The 20,517-nt window shown below is 66.5% G+C and carries 16 protein-coding genes; 1 reads left to right on the top strand and 15 read right to left on the bottom strand.

The features are described 5' to 3' along the window. Positions 1–108: 108 nt before the first annotated feature. Both ftsH and I6H87_RS13580 read right to left on the bottom strand, forming a co-directional pair. On the bottom strand, positions 109–1,992 hold the full coding sequence (ftsH, locus tag I6H87_RS13585; protein ID WP_010814315.1) for an ATP-dependent zinc metalloprotease FtsH: 1,884 nt from the start codon (positions 1,990–1,992) through the stop codon (positions 109–111). A gap of 153 nt (positions 1,993–2,145) precedes the next feature. Beyond that, a complete protein-coding gene (locus I6H87_RS13580; protein WP_010814316.1) occupies positions 2,146–2,811 on the bottom strand; it encodes an RlmE family RNA methyltransferase in 666 nt (221 codons plus the stop codon). Between the two features lie 297 nt (positions 2,812–3,108). Here I6H87_RS13580 and I6H87_RS13575 point away from each other — a divergent pair, with 297 nt between their 5' ends. Beyond that, the gene (locus tag I6H87_RS13575) at positions 3,109–3,612 is read left to right on the top strand and encodes a YhbY family RNA-binding protein (RefSeq protein ID WP_010814317.1); all 504 of its coding nucleotides are present in this window, start codon (positions 3,109–3,111) and stop codon (positions 3,610–3,612) included. Positions 3,613–3,699: 87 nt separating this feature from the next. On the opposite strand, the gene I6H87_RS13570 is transcribed toward I6H87_RS13575, so the two are convergent. The 13 genes from I6H87_RS13570 to I6H87_RS13510 form a co-directional block, all read right to left on the bottom strand. Next, positions 3,700–4,203, bottom strand: coding sequence for a DUF4149 domain-containing protein (locus tag I6H87_RS13570; RefSeq protein WP_010814318.1), 504 nt, complete (start codon positions 4,201–4,203; stop codon positions 3,700–3,702). A 55-nt stretch (positions 4,204–4,258) separates the two neighbouring features. Then, entirely contained in the window at positions 4,259–4,735 is a 477-nt protein-coding gene (gene greA, locus I6H87_RS13565; RefSeq protein WP_010814319.1) for a transcription elongation factor GreA, read from the bottom strand. Positions 4,736–4,983: 248 nt separating this feature from the next. Next, positions 4,984–8,232 (bottom strand): carbamoyl-phosphate synthase large subunit, encoded by a 3,249-nt coding sequence (carB, locus tag I6H87_RS13560; RefSeq protein ID WP_010814320.1) that lies wholly within the window; start codon positions 8,230–8,232, stop codon positions 4,984–4,986. An 89-nt stretch (positions 8,233–8,321) separates the two neighbouring features. Continuing rightward, positions 8,322–8,993, bottom strand: a complete 672-nt coding sequence (leuE, locus tag I6H87_RS13555; RefSeq protein WP_011615659.1) for a leucine efflux protein LeuE — start codon at positions 8,991–8,993, stop codon at positions 8,322–8,324. 38 nt (positions 8,994–9,031) lie between these two features. After that, on the bottom strand, positions 9,032–10,168 hold the full coding sequence (gene carA / locus I6H87_RS13550; RefSeq protein ID WP_010814322.1) for a glutamine-hydrolyzing carbamoyl-phosphate synthase small subunit: 1,137 nt from the start codon (positions 10,166–10,168) through the stop codon (positions 9,032–9,034). Between the two features lie 334 nt (positions 10,169–10,502). Next, positions 10,503–10,913, bottom strand: a complete 411-nt coding sequence (locus I6H87_RS13545; protein WP_010814323.1) for a RidA family protein — start codon at positions 10,911–10,913, stop codon at positions 10,503–10,505. A gap of 49 nt (positions 10,914–10,962) precedes the next feature. Further along, a complete protein-coding gene (locus I6H87_RS13540) occupies positions 10,963–11,388 on the bottom strand; it encodes an acyl-CoA thioesterase (protein ID WP_010814324.1) in 426 nt (141 codons plus the stop codon). Further along, positions 11,385–13,073, bottom strand: coding sequence for an AMP-binding protein (locus I6H87_RS13535; protein WP_011615660.1), 1,689 nt, complete (start codon positions 13,071–13,073; stop codon positions 11,385–11,387). Before I6H87_RS13535 ends, I6H87_RS13540 begins: the two co-directional genes overlap by 4 nt. A 59-nt stretch (positions 13,074–13,132) precedes the next feature. Then, positions 13,133–14,302: an acyl-CoA dehydrogenase family protein gene (locus I6H87_RS13530; RefSeq protein ID WP_011615661.1), complete on the bottom strand. Its 1,170-nt coding sequence runs from the start codon at positions 14,300–14,302 to the stop codon at positions 13,133–13,135. Between the two features lie 6 nt (positions 14,303–14,308). After that, positions 14,309–15,160: an enoyl-CoA hydratase family protein gene (locus I6H87_RS13525; RefSeq protein ID WP_010814327.1), complete on the bottom strand. Its 852-nt coding sequence runs from the start codon at positions 15,158–15,160 to the stop codon at positions 14,309–14,311. A gap of 32 nt (positions 15,161–15,192) precedes the next feature. Further along, on the bottom strand, positions 15,193–15,996 hold the full coding sequence (locus I6H87_RS13520; protein ID WP_011615662.1) for an SDR family NAD(P)-dependent oxidoreductase: 804 nt from the start codon (positions 15,994–15,996) through the stop codon (positions 15,193–15,195). Further along, on the bottom strand, positions 15,993–18,347 hold the full coding sequence (locus I6H87_RS13515) for a bifunctional salicylyl-CoA 5-hydroxylase/oxidoreductase (RefSeq protein WP_010814329.1): 2,355 nt from the start codon (positions 18,345–18,347) through the stop codon (positions 15,993–15,995). Before I6H87_RS13515 ends, I6H87_RS13520 begins: the two co-directional genes overlap by 4 nt. Positions 18,348–18,518: 171 nt before the next feature. Continuing rightward, positions 18,519–20,411: a propionate--CoA ligase gene (locus I6H87_RS13510; protein WP_010814330.1), complete on the bottom strand. Its 1,893-nt coding sequence runs from the start codon at positions 20,409–20,411 to the stop codon at positions 18,519–18,521. Positions 20,412–20,517 lie beyond the last annotated feature (106 nt).

The following is a 20,517-nucleotide window of genomic DNA, read 5'->3' as shown; positions in this document are numbered from 1 at the left end:
GGGCGCGGCAGATGCCGCGCAAAAGGAAAAGCCGGTGCACCAGGCACCGGCTTCAGGGACAGGCACTACACAGCCATCACTACGGCGTCGTCTGTGGACGAACCAGGATCAGGCCGTGGCGGGCGCGTTGGTCGGCGCCACCGGCGAACCGCCCGGAGGCGTGCTGCCGCCGCCGTTCGGGCCCGACGCGCTGCGCGGCGGACGCGGCGGCTTGCCGGCCATGATGTCGTTGACCTGGTCGGCATCGATGGTTTCCCATTCCATCAGCGCGTTGGTCATGGCTTCGACCTTGTCGCGGTTCTCTTCGAGCAGGCGCTTGGCCAGCGCGTATTGCTCGTCGATGATGCGGCGGATCTCGGCGTCGACCTTCTGCTGCGTGGCTTCCGACACCGTCTTCGACGACAGCTTGCCGAACATGCCATCCTGCTCGGTATCCACGTAGACCATGGCACCCAGCGAATCGCTCATGCCGAAGCGGGTCACCATGTCGCGGGCGAGCTTGGTGGCGCGCTCGAAGTCGTTGGAAGCACCGGTGCTCATGGCGTTGAGGAAGACCTCTTCCGCCGCACGGCCGCCGAAGAGGATGGCAACCTCTTCCAGCATGCTGTCCTTGTACTTCGAATACTTGTCATGCTCCGGCAGCTGCCAGGTCACACCCAGCGCCCAGCCACGCGGCATGATGGTGACCTTGTGCACCGGGTCAGCCTTGGGCAGCAGCTTGGCCACTACCGCATGGCCCGACTCATGGTAAGCCGTGGCCCGGCGCTCTTCTTCGCGCATGACCGTCGACTTGCGCTCCGGACCCATGTAGATCTTGTCCTTGGCGTCCTCGAAGTCCTGCATGTCGACCACGCGCTTGCTCCGGCGGGCGGCAAACAGTGCGGCTTCGTTGACCAGGTTGGCCAGGTCCGCGCCCGAGAAGCCCGGGGTGCCGCGCGCGATGATCGAGGCGTCGACATCGTTGCCGATCGGCACCTTGCGCATATGGACCTTCAGGATCTGCTCGCGGCCGCGGATGTCCGGCAGGCCCACGTAGACCTGGCGGTCGAAACGGCCCGGACGCAGCAGCGCCTTGTCCAGCACGTCGGCACGGTTGGTCGCGGCGATCACGATCACGCCCGAGTTGGCCTCGAAGCCGTCCATCTCGACCAGCATCTGGTTCAGGGTCTGCTCGCGCTCGTCGTTGCCGCCGCCCATGCCGGCGCCACGATGGCGGCCGACCGCGTCGATTTCATCGATGAACACGATGCAGGGTGCCTGCTTCTTGGCGTTCTCGAACATGTCGCGCACGCGGGCCGCGCCCACGCCGACGAACATTTCCACAAAGTCGGAACCCGAGATGCTGAAGAACGGCACCTTGGCCTCGCCGGCAATGGCGCGCGCCAGCAGCGTCTTGCCGGTACCCGGAGGGCCTACCAGCAGCACGCCGCGCGGGATGCGCCCGCCCAGCTTCTGGAATTTCTGCGGGTCCTTCAGGAAGTCGACCAGCTCGACCACTTCTTCCTTGGACTCGTCGCAGCCGGCGACGTCCTGGAACGTGACGGCGTTCTGGTTCTCGTCGATCAGGCGCGCACGCGACTTGCCGAATGAGAAAGCGCCGCCTTTGCCGCCCCCCTGCATCTGGCGCATCATGTAGAACCAGAACACGATGATCAGCAGGGTCGGCCCGAGGTAATACAGGGCCTGCACCAGCACGTTGGGTTCGTCGTCCGCCTTGCCGGTCACCTGGACGCCGTACTTCATCAGGTCGCCGACCATCCAGATGTCGCCCGGCGAGATGATGGTGTACTTGGCGCCTTCCTTAGGCGAGACCACCAGGTTGCGGCCCTGCACGTCGACACGCGACACCTTGCCATTCTTGGCGTCATCCATGAACTGCGAATAGGTGACGCTGTCCTGCGCACGGGGCTTGTCGAACTGCTTGAAGACGGTAAACAACACCAGCGCGATTACGAGCCAGATTGCCGCCTTTTGAAACAGGTTGTTATTCAAGGCCGAACTCCTTTGCAATTGCCTTGCCAACGGATAGCTGCATTGTAATGCAGCGCCCGCCCTCGGGGGGAAACAGAGAAACTATGATGCCGATAGCACCGGGTGGGGCACTTTCCACGCTTCTTTTTTCGCCCTGGCTTGTATCGAGACCGGTCAATCCACTGCCTTGAGGTAGCGCCCAAGGATAAAGGTTTCGGAAGACTTGTCGCGAGACGCCTTGGGCTTGCGTTTCGCAACCACTTTGAAATGCCGTTTGAACTTCTCCACGATCTGGCTGTAGCCGCTCCCGTGGAAGCACTTTACCAGCAATGCCCCCTCCGGCTTAAGGTGGGCCTGCGCAAATTCCAGCGCCAGGTCGCACAGGTACTCGATCCGTGCTGCATCGGCGAAGGCCACACCGGACAAATTGGGGGCCATGTCCGACAAAACAAGGTCAATCTTGTTACCGCCGGAGGCGTCCAGCACCACACTTTCCAGTTCGCGGAAGACTGATTCCTCGCGAAAGTCACCCTGGATGAAAGTGACGTCGGCGACCGGTTCCATCGGCAGCAGGTCGATCGCGACCACGGCGCCATCGATCCTGCCGTCCTTGGCCCGGGGCGAGTCCGCCAGCTTGTTGCGGGCGTACTGGCTCCAGCTGCCCGGCGCCGCGCCCAGGTCGACGATCACCTGCCCCGGGCGGATCAGCTTGTCCTGCTCGTCGATCTCCTTGAGCTTGTAGGCCGCGCGGGCGCGATAGCCCTCGCGCTGGGCCATTTTCACGTACGGATCGTTGATGTGGTCGTGCAGCCACGAATGATTGAACTTGTTTTTTGCCATGCCAGTTACCAGCCTGTTCCCTGCCCCGCCCGCCGGTCAATGCCGCCCGCGAAGGTTTTCCTACTGTTTTGATGATTTTGCTGCCCGACAGTGCCGGATTGACGGATAATACGCGCCAATCCGCATCCCGACCGCCGGCTCGCCTTATCAGCTGCCGGCTTGCCGCCCCCGGGCGGCCGTCGGCAGCCTGTCCTTGCCCGACCCGCCGTGTCACGACCGGCGCGGGCTGCAGCGCCCGATTTCCAGCGCCCACGCGCTCTATCACTATTTCAAGCGCCTAATAATCAGCGCCAACTTATGCCTGCTCTACAACTAGTCCCTGCCCAGCGCTCTGACCTGCGCTCCCGTGCCCATGCCCTGAACCCGGTCGTGATGGTCGGCGCCGAAGGCCTGACCCGTGCCGTACTGGCCGAGATCGACCGCAGCCTGGCCGCCCACGACCTGATCAAGATCCGCGTGTTCGGCGACGATCGCGATGCGCGCATCGCCATCTACGAGGAAATCTGCGACCAGCTCAGCGCCGCGCCGATCCAGCATATCGGCAAGCTGCTGGTGGTCTGGCGTCCGGGCGAAGCGCGCCTGAAGGAAAACCAGGCCGAAGACCTGGGCCGCCACACCCCCGCCCGCCGTGGCGGCGCGGCCCCGCGCACGGTGACGGTCAAGAAGCCCAGCGCCGCGCCGAACCGCCGTCCGACCCGCAAGGAAGTCACGGTGCTTGGCAACGAGCGCGTCACCGCCGGCGGCAATGTGAAGCGTTCGCGCGCACGCCCGACCAGCCAGAAGAAGAAGGCGCTGGGCTGAGCACGATCAGCTGAAGCATGGCGGGGTCGCTGCCAGGCGACGCCCGATGCCGGCACGCCACGCCCGTGGCGGTGCCGGCGGCCGGCCTCATTCCCCGGCCGAACGCGGCGCCGAAGCGCGCCACACCAGCACCAGCGCCAGCAGGCTTTGCAGCAGGTAGAAGGCGCTCGACACGCCGTGCAGCATGCCGAACTGCGCCTTGTAAGGCGATTCCGAAACGCCGACGCCCAGCGCCAGCGCCTTTTCCTTCAGGCCGGCCATGAACGGCTGGGTGCCGAAGTAGCCCGCCAGCACGCAGCACAACATGCCCAGCACCAGCCAGCGCAGGCCGCGATAGCGGTGGGCACCGCGCCGGATCATCACGTTGCACAGCACCAGCTGCAGCACGCCGATGGTGACCCCGACGATGGCCTCGGTATGGAACAGGTGCCCGGCGATCATGCCCGCCATCTCGCGGCTGGGCAGCACCGAGAACAAGGTCGGCGCCACCATGTAGCCGACGGTCCAGAGGCTGCCTGCCCACACCACCGTCAGCAGCAGGAAGATGCGGTGCGGCAGCGGCGGCAGATTGTTATAGGAATTGGAGAACACGTGCCGGTCTTTCCGGTGGGCCGGGCCAGGTGCAAGCCTGCCGGCCGGGCCGGCGTCAGATATAGCGTACGGTAATGACTTCGTACTCGCGCTCGCCACCAGGGGCCAGCACGGTTGCGACGTCGCCTTCGAACTTGCCGATCAGCGCACGCGCGATGGGCGAGCTGACTGAGATCTTGCCGACGTCGATGTCGGCTTCGTCATCGCCCACGATCTGGTAGCTGACGGGACTGCCGGACTCCAGGTCTTCCAGGTCCACAGTCGCGCCAAAGACGATGCGGCCGTCGGTGTCCAGCTGGGTCGGGTCGATGATCTGCGCGGCCGACAGCTTGGCCTCCACTTCCAGGATGCGGCCTTCGATAAAGGCTTGCTTTTCCTTGGCGGCGTCGTATTCGGCGTTTTCAGACAGGTCGCCCTGTGCGCGGGCTTCCGAGATCGCATTGATCACCGCCGGACGCTCGACAGCCTTCAGGCGCTGCAACTCCTCCTTCAGGAGCTCTGCGCCACGCTTGGTAATCGGAATGGTGCTCATGTCTTCGTTCAACAAAAAAATGAGCCGCAGCGGAGCTGGAGCCATCCCTGGCCAATGCTGCCAGGGCACTTCCGCTCAACCGCGGCTTTCAGACAGGACCGAATGCGGGCACGCCGCATCGATCGGCGAATTTGACGTAGTTTAGGCCAGGAAGCCCGCCGGCAGCAACTCCGGCGGGCTTCCTGGCCTTGACCGGGCGCAATGCGCCCGGCCAGTGGCGATGTGCCGCTTGCCTTACCTGCGGGGCTTCAGGCCAGCGAGGCGTGCAGGCTCTGCAGGTCGTAGACCTCCAGGCTCTGCATGTGCTTCAGGCCCTCCACCGCGGCGCGGGCGCCGGCGATGGTGGTGTAGTAAGGAATGCGGTGGGCCAGCGCCGAGGTCCGGATCGAGCGCGAATCGGCAATCGCGGTGCGGGTTTCGTCCACGGTGGTGAACACCAGCGCCAGTTCGCCGTTCTTGATCATGTCCACGATATGCGGACGGCCGTCCTTGACCTTGTTGACGGTCTTGACCGGGATGCCGGCGGCCTCGATGGCCGACGCGGTGCCGCGGGTGGCAACGATCGGGTAGCCCATGTCGTGCAGCATGCGTGCCACGCCAACGGCGCGCGGCTTGTCGCTGTCCTTCACGGTGATCAGCACGGTGCCCTTCTCCGGCAGGCGCGAACCCGCGGCCAGCTGGCTCTTGAACAGCGCCTCGCCGAAGGCCTTGCCCACGCCCATCACTTCGCCGGTCGAGCGCATTTCAGGTCCGAGGACCGGATCGACGCCCGGGAACTTGTTGAACGGGAACACCGCTTCCTTGACGCTGTAGTACGGCGGGATGACTTCTTCGCCGATACCCTGCTCGTCCAGCGACTGGCCCGCCATGCAGCGCGCGGCGATCTTGGCCAACTGCAAGCCGGTGGCCTTGGACACGTACGGCACGGTGCGCGAGGCGCGCGGGTTCACTTCCAGCACGTAGACGGTATCGACGCCGTCGTTCTGCTGGATCGCGAACTGCACGTTCATCAGGCCGATCACGTTCAGCGCCTTGGCCATCGCGGCGGTCTGGCGCTTCAGTTCAGCCACGGTCTCGGCCGACAGCGAGTACGGCGGCAGCGAGCACGCGGAGTCGCCCGAGTGCACGCCAGCCTGCTCGATGTGCTCCATCACGCCGCCGATGAAGACGCGCTTGCCGTCGGAGATGGCATCGACGTCGCACTCGATGGCGTCGTTCAGGAAGCGGTCCAGCAGCACCGGGGAATCGTTCGAGACCTTGACGGCCTCGCGCATGTAGCGCTCGAGGTCGCGCGGCTCATGCACGATTTCCATGGCGCGGCCGCCCAGCACGTACGACGGGCGCACCACCAGCGGGTAGCCGATTTCTTCGGCCAGGCGCAGCGCTTCGTCCTCGGCACGCGCGGTGCGGTTGGGCGGCTGGCGCAGGCCCAGTTCCTGCAGCAGCTTCTGGAAGCGCTCGCGGTCCTCGGCCGCGTCGATCATGTCGGGGCTGGTGCCGATGATGGGCACGCCGTTGGCTTCCAGGTCCAGCGCCAGCTTCAGCGGGGTCTGGCCGCCGTACTGCACGATCACGCCGACCGGCTTCTCGAGCGCGACGATCTCCAGCACGTCTTCGAGCGTCAGCGGCTCGAAGTACAGGCGGTCCGAGGTGTCATAGTCGGTCGACACGGTTTCCGGGTTACAGTTGACCATGATGGTCTCGTACCCGTCTTCGCGCAGCGCCAGCGCGGCGTGCACGCAGCAGTAGTCGAACTCGATGCCCTGGCCGATCCGGTTCGGGCCGCCGCCCAGCACCATGATCTTCTTCTTGTCGGTCGGCTGCGCCTCGCACTCGCCATGCTCGGCCTCGTAGGTCGAGTACATGTAGGCGGTGTTGGTGGCGAACTCGGCCGCGCAGGTGTCCACGCGCTTGTAGACCGGGCGCACGTTCTGGGCGATGCGCGCTTCGCGCACGGCCTTGGCGTCGGTCTTCAGCAGCTTGGCCAGGCGGCGGTCGGAGAAGCCCTTCTGCTTCAGGAAGCGCAGCTCGGCGGTCGACAGGCTTTCCAGCGTGCGCGCCTTGACCAGGCCTTCGGTCTTGATGATGTCTTCGATCTGGGCCAGGAACCACGGGTCGATGTCGGTCTCGGCATAGACCTCTTCCAGCGACATGCCCAGGCGGAAGGCGTCGCCCACGTACCAGATGCGGTCGGGGCCGGCTTCGCCGATTTCCTCGACGACCTCGTCACGGTCCGTCGACTTTTCGTCCAGGCCGTCGACGCCCACTTCCAGGCCGCGCAGGGCCTTCTGGAACGATTCCTGGAAGGTGCGGCCCATCGCCATCACCTCGCCCACCGACTTCATCTGGGTGGTCAGGTGGCTGTCGGCCTGCGGGAATTTCTCAAACGCGAAACGCGGCACCTTGGTGACCACGTAGTCGATCGACGGCTCGAACGAGGCCGGGGTCGCGCCGCCGGTGATCTCGTTCTTCAGCTCGTCCAGCGTGTAGCCCACGGCCAGCTTGGCCGCGACCTTGGCGATCGGGAAGCCGGTGGCCTTGGAGGCCAGCGCCGACGAACGCGACACCCGCGGGTTCATCTCGATGACGATCATGCGACCGTCCTTCGGGTTGATCGAGAACTGCACGTTGGAGCCGCCGGTGTCGACACCGATCTCGCGCAGCACGGCCAGCGACGCGTTGCGCAGGATCTGGTATTCCTTGTCGGTCAGGGTCTGCGCCGGAGCGACGGTGATCGAGTCGCCGGTGTGGATGCCCATCGGGTCCAGGTTCTCGATCGAGCAGATGATGATGCAGTTGTCCTTCTTGTCGCGGACGACTTCCATCTCATACTCTTTCCAGCCCAGCAGCGATTCTTCGATCAGCAGCTCGCGCGTCGGCGACAGGTCCAGGCCGCGCTTGCAGATCTCTTCGAATTCTTCGCGGTTGTAGGCGATGCCGCCGCCGCTGCCGCCCAGCGTGAACGACGGGCGGATCACGATCGGGTAGCCGCCGGTACCGGTTTCCTGGGCAATGCGCGACTGCACGGCCATGGCTTCGTCCATCGAGTGGGCGATGCCCGACTTGGCCGAACCCAGACCGATCTTGGTCATGGCGTCCTTGAACTTCTGGCGGTCCTCGGCCTTGTCGATGGCTTCCGGCGAGGCGCCGATCAGCTCGACCTTGTACTTGTCCAGCACGCCGTGACGGTGCAGGTCCAGCGCGCAGTTCAGCGCGGTCTGGCCGCCCATGGTCGGCAGGATCGCGTCCGGGCGCTCCTTCTCGATGATGCGCTCGACCACTTCCCAGGTGATCGGCTCGATGTAGGTCACATCGGCCGTGTTGGGGTCGGTCATGATGGTCGCCGGGTTCGAATTGACCAGGATGACCTTGAAGCCTTCCTCGCGCAGCGCCTTGCAGGCCTGGGCGCCGGAGTAGTCGAACTCGCACGCCTGGCCGATGATGATGGGGCCCGCGCCGATAATCAGGATGCTCTTGATGTCTGTGCGTTTTGGCATTGCACGCTCTCTTTATGGGCCGGCCCGCCTTGCCTGCGGACCGCGCCGGTAATCAGGGAATCCGTCAGGATTCAAAAATATCGTCTTGCTCAGTTCATCGTGGCCGTCGCCAGCTTGGCGCCGAAGCCGATGAACATCGCGCCCACCCCGCTCGACATGCCCGCCGACAGGCGCCGGCGGCGCCGGAATGCGTCGGCCAGCTTCGCGCCCACGAAGATGATCGTGGTCAGGTAGGCAAAGCTGCAGAACTGGGCGACCAGGCCCAGCACGGAGAACGACAGCACCGGGTAAGCGAAGGCCGGGTCGACAAACTGGATGAAGAACGAGATGAAGAACAGGATCGCCTTCGGGTTCAGCAGGCTGATCAGCAACGCCTTGCGGAACGGGTCGGACTGGTCGGCCTTGCTAACCGGCGCGGCGGCGGCGGCATCGCCGCGTGCGGCCCAGTTGCGCAGCGCGCCGCGCAGCATGCTGAAACCAATCCACGCCAGGTAGGCCGCGCCGACGTACTTCACCACGTAGAACAGCGCCGGGCTGGCCTTGAGCAGCGAGGCCACGCCCGCCGCCGACAGCACCATCAGCACGAAGTCGCCCAGGAACACCCCGCACGCGCCCTTGTAGCCGGCGCGCACGCCGCGCTGCGCCGCCACCGACAGCACGTACATCGAGTTCGGCCCCGGCAGCAGCACGATAAAGATCGTGCCCAGCACATAGGTCCAGAAATCGGTGATGCCGAAAGCGGTATGCATGAAGGCGTTCATGGGATGTCCCTGAGGTCTGCGCTGTTCTTCTTGCCCGCTTACTTGCGCGCGTCCGTCATCAGCTTGATGAAGCGGTCGAACAGGTAAGCCACGTCGTTCGGACCGGGCGACGCCTCCGGATGGCCCTGGAAGCAGAAGGCCGGCTTGTCGGTCAGCGCGAAACCCTGCAGCGAACCGTCGAACAGCGACTTGTGCGTCACGCGCACATTCGACGGCAGCGTGTCCGCATCGACCGCGAAGCCGTGGTTCTGCGACGTGATCACCACGCGGCCATCGTCCAGGTCCTTGACCGGGTGGTTGGCGCCATGGTGGCCGAACTTCATTTTCAGGGTCTTGGCGCCTACTGCCAGCGCCATGATCTGGTGGCCCAGGCAGATGCCGAAGGTCGGGATGCCGCGCTCGATGAACTCGCGCGTGGCGGCGATGGCATAGTCGCACGGCTCGGGGTCACCGGGGCCGTTGGACAGGAACACGCCGTCCGGATTCAGCGCCAGCGCGTCGGCGGCGCTCGCCTGCGCGGGCAGCACCGTGACCTTGCAGCCGCGCTCGGCCAGCATGCGCAGGATGTTGTACTTGACGCCGTAGTCATAGGCGACCACGTGGAATTGCGGCTGGTCCTGCTTGCCGTAGCCTTCGCCCAGCTTCCATTCGGACTGGGTCCACTCGTACGGTTCCTTGACCGAGACTACCTTGGCCAGGTCCATGCCGGCCAGGCCGGGGAACGAGCGGGCCAGGTCGATGGCCTTCTGGACATTGTCTTCGCCGGCCAGGATGCAGCCGTTCTGGGCACCCTTTTCACGCAGGATACGCGTCAGCTTGCGCGTATCGATGCCGGCGATGGCCACCACCTTTTCCTGCTTCAGGTAGTGGGCAAGGGTGTGCTCCTTGCGGAAGTTCGAGGCCAGGATCGGCAGATCCTTGATGATCAGGCCGGCGGCATGGACTTTCGTGGCTTCGACATCCTCAGGATTGACCCCGTAGTTACCGATATGCGGATACGTCAGCGTGACGATCTGCCGGGAGTAACTCGGGTCGGTGAGGATTTCCTGGTAACCGGTGATGGCGGTGTTGAACACCACTTCACCGATGGTATGGCCGGAAGCGCCAATGGAATAGCCACGAAAGACCGTGCCGTCTGCAAGCGCGAGAATGGCGGACGGAAAAGACGGTAACACGGGTAGGCTCCTGCTGGACTCACCCCGTGACCGACCAATCGACGCCTCGTGCCTCCCAGGCTGGATCCGTGACGGCGGCAGCGGCATTGCGCCGATGCGGTCGGATCCGGTTGCGACATGCTCCTTGCGTCACATTGAATGCGGACAGCAAAGGCGGCGCGGCTGGGGGCGGCGGAAGGTGGAAAGCGGTAGGCGCTAGGGTGAAGGGTTCTGAAAGCGAAACTTTCGAATTATATCCCGCGCCACCCAATTTCTCAAGTTTTCAAGGACTTGCACGCGGCAGGCAGCGGCGGCGCCACGCCGCCGGCCACCGTCCTGCCCTGTGCCTGCTACGTTACGCCCGCGGCGGCACGACCGCCGTGACCTCGATTTCCACCTTGGCGCGCGGCTCCACCAGGTCCGCAACCTCGACCGCCGTCATCGCCGGGAAGTGGCGGCCGATGATGGCCCGGTAATGCTGGCCGATCGCCCCATAGGCGCCGACATATTCCGCCTTGTCCTTCACATACCAGGTCATGCGCACGATATGCTCGGGCAGCGCGTCTCCGGCCGCCAGCACGGCAACCACGTTGCGCAGCGCCTGCGCCACCTGCAGGCCGAAGTCGTCGGTCTCGAATTCACATTTGCCGGTCCAGCCGATCTGGCCGCTGACAAAGAGGAGGCGGCTGCCGACCTGCATTTCGGTCATGGTGCCGTTGGCGTAGCCACGCGGAGGCGCCCAGTCGGGCGGCTGCAGGATGTTCATGATGCGTTTTCCTGTTGATTATCTGTATGAGTGAATGGAATTCGGGGATTCAGGCCGTCGCGACCAGGTAGGCCGACATGGCCTCGCGCACGGCATCGGGCAGCGGCTGCGGAGCAATCGAGCCGGTATCGACGCAGACCAGCCGCTGCGTCACTTCCATGCGGGTATCGTCATGCGGGCCGGCGAAGCGGATCGCGAGGGTAAAGCTGGACTGGCCCAGCTTCAGCACGCGCAGTTCCCGCGTCAGCACCTCGCCCAGCCGGCTCGGAGCCAGGAAGCGGCACTCCAGCTCGGCGGTCGGCACGCCAGTTCGGCCCTCGCCATGCATGGCGTCGAAGGGCCAGCCCAGCGCCTCGCTGAACCAGTCTTCGATCAGGTCGTTGAGCATCTCGAAATAGCGCGGGTAGAACACGATGCCCGCGGCGTCGCAGTGCTTGAAGCGCACCAGGACGGTGCTGCGGAACACGGGGCTCATGGCTTCCCCGCCTGGTTGACGCCGCCATTGCCGCCGCCATTGCCCTGCTCCGCCATCTGCCGCAGCCGGAAGCGCTGCAGCTTGCCGGTCTCGGTGCGCGGCAGCGCCGGCACGAACACAATGCGGCGCGGATACTTGTAGGGCGCGATCTGGCGCTTCACGTAGTCCTGCAGCGCGGTGCGGGTAGCGTCGTCCGCCGCCACGCCCTCGCGCAGCACCACATAGGCCATCACCACCTGGCCGCGCCCGTCGTCGGGCGCGCCGACCACACCGCATTCGGCCACTGCCTCGTGCTGCATCAGTGCGCTTTCCACCTCCGGCCCGGCGATGTTGTAGCCGGCCGAGATGATCATGTCGTCCGAACGCGCCTGGTAGAAGTAGTAGCCGTCCTCGTCAACGAAAAAGGTATCACCCGGCAGGTTCCAGCCCGCCTTCACATAGTTGGACTGGCGCGGATCGTCCAGGTAGCGGCAGCCGGTTGGCCCCTGCACCGCGAGCTTGCCGACCTGCCCCGGCGGCAGGGGCTGCATGTTCTCGTCGACGATCTGCGCGACATAGCCCGGCACCACGCGCCCGATCGCGCCCGGCCTGACCTCGGCGCCGGCGCTGGAGATAAAGATATGCATCATCTCCGTGCCGCCGATGCCGTCGGTCATCTCGATGCCGGTGGCCGCCTTCCAGCTCTGGCGCGTGGCGTCCGGCAGGGCTTCGCCGGCCGACACGCTCTTCTTCAGGCTGGACAGGTCGTAGCGCGGCGCCAGCGCTGCCATCTGCCGGTAGAAGGTCGGGGCGGTAAAGACGATGGTGGCGCGGAAATCCTGGATCAGCCCGAGCAGCGTCTCTGGCGTCAGCTTCTCGGCCAGCACGGCGCTGGCGCCGATGCGCAGCGGGAAACACAGCATGCCGCCCAGCCCGAAGGTGAACGCGATCGGCGGTGTGCCGCAGAACACGTCGTCGGGCTGCGGGCGCAGCACGTGGCGCGGGAACAGGTCGCACATGGCCAGCACGTCGCGATGGAAGTGCATGGTGCCCTTGGGCTGGCCGGTGGTGCCGCTGGTAAAGGCGATCAGGCAGACGTCGTCGCTGGCGGTGTCGCAGGCCTCGAAGGCATCCGGCTTGCCCGCCATCGCCGCCTCCAGCGAACCCTCGCCTTCACCGTTGAAGTACAGCGTGCGCGCCAGGCTCGGGCAGTGGAATTCGCCGCCCGCCTGCTGGTTGGCATCGAGTTCCTCGCGCAGCCGCGCATCGCACAGCGCGGCGCCGACCTGGGCCTTGTCGATGATCTGCTTCAGTTCCTTGGCGCGCAGCAGCGGCATGGTCGGCACCGCGACCAGGCCCGCCTTGAGCGTGGCCAGCCAGCTGGCGGCCATCATCAGGTTGTTGGGCCCGCGCAGCAGCACGCGATTGCCGGGCACCAGCTGCATGTCCTCGACCAGCACATGGGCGATGCGGTTCACCAGCGCCGCCAGCTGCGCATACGTGACCGCCTCGATCTGTCCGTCGCGGCGATGGCGGATGGCGATGCGCTCGCCGCGGCCTTCGCGCACGTGGCGGTCTACCAGCTCCACCGCGGCATTCATCCGCTCAGGGTAGTCGGTATCGGCATTGAAGCGGAACACCGGCCACATATCGGGCGGCGGCAGGCGGTCGCGCGCGAAGGTATCGAGGTGGGCTGTGGTCGCCATGGCTTGTCTCCTGTCTGCTCTGTATCGGTACGGCAGTTCGTGGGTGGCACGCGGGGGCGTCAGGCTTTGCGCCCGGCCAGCGTCTCGCGCGCAATGATCAGCTTCTGCACTTCGGTGGCGCCTTCATAGATGCGCAGCGAGCGGATCTCGCGGTACAGGCTTTCCACCCGCGTGCCGACCTTGACGCCCAGGCCGCCGAACATCTGCACCGCACGGTCGATCACCTGCTGTGCGTTCTCGGTCGCCACCATCTTGGCCATGGCCGCCTCGCGCGTGGTGCGCTGGCCCTTGACATCGCGCAGCCAGGCCGCGCGGTAGGTCAGCAGCGCCGCGGCGTCGATCGCGGTGGCCATGTCGCCGATGGCGGCCTGGGTCAGCTGCAGGTCGGCCAGCACGCCGCCGAACATCGGGCGCGCGCAGGCGCGCGCCAGAGCATCGTCAAGCGCGGCGCGGCCAAAGCCCAGCGCAGCCGCCGCGACCGAGGCACGGAAGATGTCGAGCGTCATCATCGCCACCTTGAAGCCCTGCCCCGCCTCGCCCAGCCGGTTGCCCACGGGCACGCGGCAGTCGTCGAAACGCAGCGTGGCGAGCGGGTGCGGCGCCATCACGTCGATGCGCTCGGCGATGGTCAGGCCCGGCGTATCGGCGTCCACCACAAAGGCGGAGATGCCGCGCGCGCCCGACGCCTCGCCGGTGCGCACGAACACGCAGTAGAAGTCGGCAATGCCGCCGTTGGAAATCCAGGTCTTGGCGCCATCGATCACATAGTGGCTGCCGTCGTCCGACAGCCGTGCGCTGCACTGCATGGCGGCCACATCGGAACCGGCCTCTGGCTCGGACAGCGCAAACGCGGCAATCGCCTCGCCGCGGGCCACGCGCGGCAGGTAATGCGCGCGCAGCGCATCGCTGCCGGCCAGCGAGATCGCGCCCGAGCCCAGCCCCTGCATGGCAAAGGCAAAATCGGCCAGGCCGTCATGGCGCGCCAGGGTCTCGCGCAGCAGGCACAGCGAGCGCGAATCCAGCGCCGGCAGCGCGCCGCCGTGCGCGGCCGGCACGCAGTAGCGCAGCCAGCCGGCCTCGCCCAGCTGGCGCACCAGCGCGCGGCAGGCGGCGTCGGTATCGCTGTGGTCGACATGGAGGTGTTGCGCGCACCAGGCGTCCAGTTCGCGCTCCAGTGTGCGGTGCGCGTCGTCGAACAGCGGCAGGTCGAGATAGGTCTTGTCGGACATGGCGCTTCAGTCCCCTTCGAACACCGGCTTGGTCTTGGCGACGAAGGCCTCGTAGGCGCGGCGGAAGTCGCGCGTCTGCATGCAGATGGCCTGGGCTTCGGCCTCGGCCTCGATGGCCTCGTCCAGCCCCATGTTCCATTCCTGGTGCAGCAGCTTCTTGGTCACACCATGCGCAAAGGTCGGGCCGGCGGCCAGTTGCGCGGCCAGCGTCTGCGCCTGGGCCAGCACCGATTCGGACGGATGCAGCGCATTGAAGAAGCCCCACTGCAGGCCCTCTTCCGCGCTCATCGAGCGGCCGGTGTAGAGCAGCTCGCTGGCACGCCCCTGCCCGATCACGCGCGGCAGCAGCGTGCACGCGCCCATGTCGGCGCCGGCCAGGCCGACGCGCGTGAACAGGAACGCGGTCTTGGCCTGCGCCGTGCCCAGGCGCATGTCGGAGGCCAGCGCCATCATCGCGCCGGCGCCGGCGCAGATGCCGTCGACCGCGCTCACCACCGGCTGCGGGCAGGCGCGCATGGCCTTGACCAGGTCGCCGGTCATGCGCGTGAAGTCGAGCAGCTCAGGCATGGTCATGCGCGTGAGAGGCCCAATGATCTCGTGCACGTCGCCGCCCGAGCAGTAGTTGCCGCCCGCGCCCGTCACCACCACCGCCTTGATGTCGCTGGCATAGCACAGGCCGCGGAACAGATCGCGCAGCTCGGCGTAGGAATCGAAAGTCAGCGGGTTCTTGCGCTCCGGCCGGTTCAGCGTCACGGTGCCGACCTTGCCGTCGCCGGACACCGACCACAGGAAGTGCTCCGGCTGGTAGCCGGCAAAGCTGCGCTTGTGGTGGCGCATGTCGAGTGCGATCTCTGTCATGGGTTCTCTCTCAGGTCCTTGTTCTGTCGTTGTCAGCCGGCCATCACCTCGCCGCCGGCCACCGGGATTGCCTGGCCGGTGATCGCCGCGGCGGACGGCTGGCACAGCCAGGCCACGGCGTCGGCCACTTCCTCGGGCTGCACCAGGCGGCGCTGCGGATTGCGCGCGGCCAGTTCAGCGCGGGCCTCGGTTTCAGTGCGGCCGGTCTTGCCGACGATATTGGCCACCGCGTCGCGCACGATGTCGGTTTCGGTATAGCCCGGGCAGACCGCGTTGACGGTCACGCCCTTGGCCGCGGTTTCCAGCGCCAGCGCGCGCGTCAGGCCGATCACCCCATGCTTGGCCGCGCAATAGCCACTGACATAGCCATAGCCGATCAGTCCGGCCGTGCTCGCCACATTGACGATACGGCCCCAGCCCGCGTCGAGCATCGCCGGCAGCGCCGCCTGCGTGCACAGGAAGGTGCCGGTCAGGTTCACGTCCAGCATGCGCTGCCACAGCGCGGCATTGGTCTTCAGGAACGGTGCGCTGTGCGCCTGGCCGGCATTGTTGATCAGCATCGACACCGGGCCGGACTGTTCCGCGGCGGCGGCGAAGGCGCGTGCCACGCTGTCGGCATCGGCAATATCGGCCGTGACAAAGGAGACTACGGCGCCTGCGGGGGCGACCTCACGCAGCGCTTGTACAGTCGCCTGCAACGCGCCGGCATCGCGGCCCAGCAGCGTCACGCTGGCGCCGTCGGCCAGCAGCCGGCGCGCGATTGCCGCGCCGATGCCGCGCCCGCCGCCGGTGACCAGCGCGTGGCGCCCTGACAATGAACCCGTGCTGCCCGTCATCCCTGCTTCTCCTGCGCCGCGGCGCGTTCCAGGTTGGTTTCAAGTTGCCGCTTGCCGGCCTGGTACTGCTTGGGCCAGGTGATATCGCGGTAGCCGATGCGCGCCGCTTCCTGCAGCGTCCAGGCCGGGTTGGCCAGGTGCGGCCGCGCGATCGCGCACAGGTCGGCACGGCCCGCGGCGATGATCGAGTCGACATGGTCGGCCTCGAAGATCGCGCCCACGGCAATGGTGGCGATGCCGGCCTCGTTGCGGATGCGGTCGGCAAACGGGGTCTGGTACATGCGGCCGTAGACCGGAGCCTGGTCCGGGCTGACCTGGCCCGACGAGCAGTCGATCATGTCGGCGCCGGCGGCCTTGAACGCGCGTGCGATCTCGATCGCATCGTCGGGGGTGATGCCGCCTTCGACCCAGTCGTGCGCCGAGATGCGCACCGACATCGGCTTGTGTTCCGGCCACACTTCACGCACCGCGGCAAACACCTCCAGCGGGTAGCGCAGCCGTGCGGCCAGCGAACCGCCGTATTCATCTTCCCGCGTATTGGTCAGCGGCGAGATAAAGCTCGACAGCAGGTAGCCATGCGCGCAATGCAGTTCCAGCCAGTCGAAGCCGGCCTCGGCGGCGCGGCGCGCGCTGGCGACGAAGTCATCGCGCACACGGTCCATGTCTGCGCGCGTCATCTCGCGCGGGGTCTGCGACTCGCCCGGCAGGTAGGGCAGCGGCGAGGCCGAGATCACCGGCCAGTTGCCTTCCGACAGCGGATGGTCCATTGCCTCCCAGCCGAGCTGGGTCGAACCCTTGCGGCCCGAGTGGCCGATCTGCATGGCGATGCGCGCATCGCTGTTGGCATGCACGAAGTCGACGATGCGGCGCCAGGCGTCGCGCTGCGCGTCGTTCCACAAACCCGGGCATCCCGGCGTGATGCGCGCATCGGGCGACACGCAGGTCATCTCCGCCACCACCATGCCGGCGCCGCCCAGCGCGCGCGAACCCAGGTGGACCAGGTGGAAGTCGCCGGGCACGCCGTCGGTGCATGAGTACATCGCCATCGGCGACACCACCACGCGATTCTTCAGCGTGACGCCGCGCACGCGGAACGGCGTGAACATCGGCGGCAGCGGCTGGTGCTCGCGCAGTTGCAGGCTTTCCGGTTGCACGCCGGCCTGCCGCGCCAGCCAGTGCTCGAACTGCGCCACGTAGTCCGCATCGCGCACGCGCAGATTCTCATGCGAGATGCGCTGCGAGCGGGTCAGCAGGGAATAGGCGAACTGCTCCGGCGGCAGGCTGCCCGCGTAACGCTCGACGTTCTCGAACCATTCGGTCGAGTTGCGCGCCGCGTTCTGGATCTTCAGCACTTCCACGCCGCGCGTGGCTTCGTAGCGCGACAGTGCATCGGGCAGGCCGTCATGACCCCTGCCACGGATTTCCTCGGCCAGGTCAATCGCATCTTCCAACGCCAGCTTGGTTCCCGAACCGATCGAGAAGTGCGCGGTGTGCGCGGCATCGCCCATCAGCACCACCGGCACGCGGCGGCCGTCGGGCAAGGTGTTCCAATGCACCCATTGGCGGCAGATCACGCGCGGGAAGCGGATCCAGATCGCCGAGCCGCGCAGGTGCGCCGCATTGGTGATCAGCTTGTTGCCGTCGAGGTAGCGCGCGAACAGGCGCTCGCAGTAGGCCACGCCCTCTTCCTGGCTCATCTGCTCGATGCCCGCGGCGCGCCAGACCGACTCCGGGGCCTCGACGATAAAGGTCGAGGTGGTGTCGTCAAAGCGGTAGGCGTGCGCCTGGAACCAGCCGTGCTCGGTCTTCTCGAAGGCAAAGGTGAAGGCGTCGAACAGCTTGTGCGTGCCCATCCAGACAAAGCGGCACTGGCGCGTGTCGATGTCAGGCTGGAAGGTGTCGGCGTAGCGGGTGCGGATGCGGCTGTTCAGGCCGTCCGAGGCGATCACCAGGTCGGCCTGGTATTGCATCGCCAGCGCCTGGTCGTCGGACACATCGGTCTCGAACACCAGCTTCACGCCCAGCGCCTCGCAGCGTGCCTGCAGGATATTGAGCAGGCGCTTGCGGCCGATGCCGATAAAGCCATGGCCGCCGGAGCGGATGGTGCGCCCGCCGATATGGATGTCGATATCGTCCCAGTGGTTGAAGGCCGCGTTGATCTCGGCCGCGCTGACCGGGTCGGCTTGCTTCAGGTTGTCCATGGTGGCGTCAGAGAACACCACGCCCCAGCCGAAGGTGTCGTAGGGCCGGTTGCGCTCGACCACGATGACCTCGTTGGCCGGATCCTGCAGCTTCATCAGCAGCCCGAAGTACAGGCCTGCCGGGCCACCACCAATACAAAGCACTCGCATCTGTCGCCTCCTGCCGGCTGCGCCGGGCACCTTTGCCCAGGATCACACCGCCATCTAGATGATGTCTAAATATTTTATACTTCAAATATTAGACTGCATCACGGCCGATGGCAAGGGCGGGAGGCGGAGTGCCCCGCACGGCACCCGCATCCCACGCCCTCAGCCCGCCATCTAGCCTTTCAGCGCTGCCTGCAACTGTTCCAGCGCACCCGGGTCCTCGATCGTGGTCAGGTCGCCCGGATCGCGCCCTTCGGCCACCGCCTGCATGGCGCGCCGCAGCAACTTGCCGGAGCGGGTCTTGGGCAGTGCATTGACAAAGAATACGCGCGCCGGCCGCGCCACGGCACCCAGTTGCTGCTCCACCGTCTTCATCAACTCGCCCTCCAATGCCAGCCGCGCTTCGGCCGTGGCCGTGCGCGCCGGATCGCGGGCGATGCAGAAGGCCATCGCCACCTGCCCCTTGAGCGCGTCCTGCACGCCCACCACCGCCACCTCGGCCACGGCAGCGTTGGACGACAGGCTTTCCTCGATCTCGCGGGTGCCCAGCCGGTGGCCGGCAACGTTGATCACGTCGTCGGTGCGGCCCAGGATAAAAACATAGCCGTCGGCGTCGCGCACGCCCCAGTCGAAGGTCGAATAGCACAGCCGGTTCGGCACCGCCTGCCAGTAGGTGCGCACGAAGCGGTCGTCGTCGCCCCAGACCGTGCTCATGCATCCCGGCGGCAGCGGGCCGTCGATGGCGACCACACCCTTCTGCCCCGGCGGGCATTCAGCGCCGGTGTTCTCGTCGACGATCTTCAGGTCATAGCCGTAGGCGGGCACGCCGGGCGAGCCCAGCTTGGGCGGCAGCGCCTCGATGCCGCGCTGGATCGCGAGGATCGGCCAGCCGGATTCGGTCTGCCAGTAGTTGTCGACCACGGGCTTGCCCAGGCCGTCCTGGATCCAGCGCGCGGTGGGCTCGTCCAGCGGCTCGCCGGCCAGGAACAGCAGGCGCAGGCTGGACAGGTCGTAGCGGGTCAGCCAGGCCGGGTCCTGCTTCTTCAGCACGCGGATCGCGGTCGGCGCGCTGAACATCAGGTTGACCTTGTATTGCTCCACCAGCCGCCACAGGATGCCACCGTCGGGGCGGATCGGCGTGCCTTCATACATCAGCGTGGCCATGCCGGCCAGCAGCGGGCCGTAGACGATATAGCTGTGCCCCACCACCCAGCCGATGTCCGACGCGGTGAACATGGTGTCGCCGGGCTTGCCGCAGAAGATGTATTCCATCGAGGTGGCCAGCGCCACCGCGTAGCCGCCGGTATCGCGCTGCACGCCCTTGGGCTTGCCGGTGGTGCCGGAGGTGTATAGCACGTACGACGGCTCGCTCGATTCCAGCCACACGCACGGCACCTGCACGCCGGCCACGCGTTCGCGCCAGGCGGCGTAGTCCTCATCGCGGCCCTCGGTACGGGGCATTTGCGCCAGTTGCCGGTCCACCAGCAGCACCTTCCCGGGCTGGTGCGACGAGAGCCGGATGGCCTCGTCCAGCAGCGGCTTGTAGGGCACCACCTTGCCGGCACGCGAGCCGGCGTCGGCGCTGACCACCACGCGCGGCCGGGCATCCTCGATGCGCGCGGCCAGGCTGACCGAGGCAAAGCCGCCGAACACCACCGAATGGATCGCGCCGATGCGCGCGCAGGCCAGCATGGCAAAGGCGGCTTCCGGGATCATCGGCATGTAGATCAGCACGCGGTCGCCCTTCTGCACGTCCAGGCCCTGCAGGATCGCGGCCATGCGGCTGACTTCGTCGTGCAGCTCGGCGTAGGTAAAGGTGCGGGCCTGGTCGGTCTCGGTCGAGACCCAGTGCAGCGCCGGCTGGCTGGCGCGGGCCGCCAGGTGGCGGTCGACCGCGTTGTGGCACAGGTTGGTGCGCCCGCCGACGAACCAGCGCGTAAAGGGCGCGCGGCTGTTGTCGAGCACCTGGCCGAACGGGGTTTCCCAGTCGATGCGCGCCGCCTGTTCGGCCCAGAACCCCTCGGGGTCGGCCAGCGAACGGGCATGCACGGCATGGCTTGCCGTCATGTCTGTCTCCTCCGCGTCTGCGGTCATTGTGATGATGACCGTAGTTTGCCACCGGCGCGGGTGCGCGTGGACACAGATTCGGAGAGGGGCGCGCGGGCCCCGGGGG

It is taken from the genome of Cupriavidus necator, from assembly GCF_016127575.1.
In the GTDB taxonomy this organism is placed as follows: domain Bacteria; phylum Pseudomonadota; class Gammaproteobacteria; order Burkholderiales; family Burkholderiaceae; genus Cupriavidus; species Cupriavidus necator_D.
The sequence above is the reverse complement of the archived record's forward strand: the minus strand, read 5'-3'. Positions and strand labels throughout refer to the sequence as shown.

Excerpts from the sequence above, each read along its gene's own strand:
- I6H87_RS13580 (WP_010814316.1), bottom strand. The coding sequence starts at position 2,811 with ATGGCAAAAAACAAGTTCAATCATTCGTGGCTGCACGACCACATCAAC.
- I6H87_RS13575 (WP_010814317.1), top strand. The coding sequence starts at position 3,109 with ATGCCTGCTCTACAACTAGTCCCTGCCCAGCGCTCTGACCTGCGCTCC.
- greA (WP_010814319.1), bottom strand. The coding sequence starts at position 4,735 with ATGAGCACCATTCCGATTACCAAGCGTGGCGCAGAGCTCCTGAAGGAG.
- carB (WP_010814320.1), bottom strand. The coding sequence starts at position 8,232 with ATGCCAAAACGCACAGACATCAAGAGCATCCTGATTATCGGCGCGGGC.
- leuE (WP_011615659.1), bottom strand. The coding sequence starts at position 8,993 with ATGAACGCCTTCATGCATACCGCTTTCGGCATCACCGATTTCTGGACC.
- I6H87_RS13545 (WP_010814323.1), bottom strand. The coding sequence starts at position 10,913 with ATGAACATCCTGCAGCCGCCCGACTGGGCGCCTCCGCGTGGCTACGCC.
- I6H87_RS13540 (WP_010814324.1), bottom strand. The coding sequence starts at position 11,388 with ATGAGCCCCGTGTTCCGCAGCACCGTCCTGGTGCGCTTCAAGCACTGC.
- I6H87_RS13535 (WP_011615660.1), bottom strand. The coding sequence starts at position 13,073 with ATGGCGACCACAGCCCACCTCGATACCTTCGCGCGCGACCGCCTGCCG.
- I6H87_RS13530 (WP_011615661.1), bottom strand. The coding sequence starts at position 14,302 with ATGTCCGACAAGACCTATCTCGACCTGCCGCTGTTCGACGACGCGCAC.
- I6H87_RS13525 (WP_010814327.1), bottom strand. The coding sequence starts at position 15,160 with ATGACAGAGATCGCACTCGACATGCGCCACCACAAGCGCAGCTTTGCC.
- I6H87_RS13520 (WP_011615662.1), bottom strand. The coding sequence starts at position 15,996 with ATGACGGGCAGCACGGGTTCATTGTCAGGGCGCCACGCGCTGGTCACC.
- I6H87_RS13515 (WP_010814329.1), bottom strand. The coding sequence starts at position 18,347 with ATGCGAGTGCTTTGTATTGGTGGTGGCCCGGCAGGCCTGTACTTCGGG.
- I6H87_RS13510 (WP_010814330.1), bottom strand. The coding sequence starts at position 20,411 with ATGACGGCAAGCCATGCCGTGCATGCCCGTTCGCTGGCCGACCCCGAG.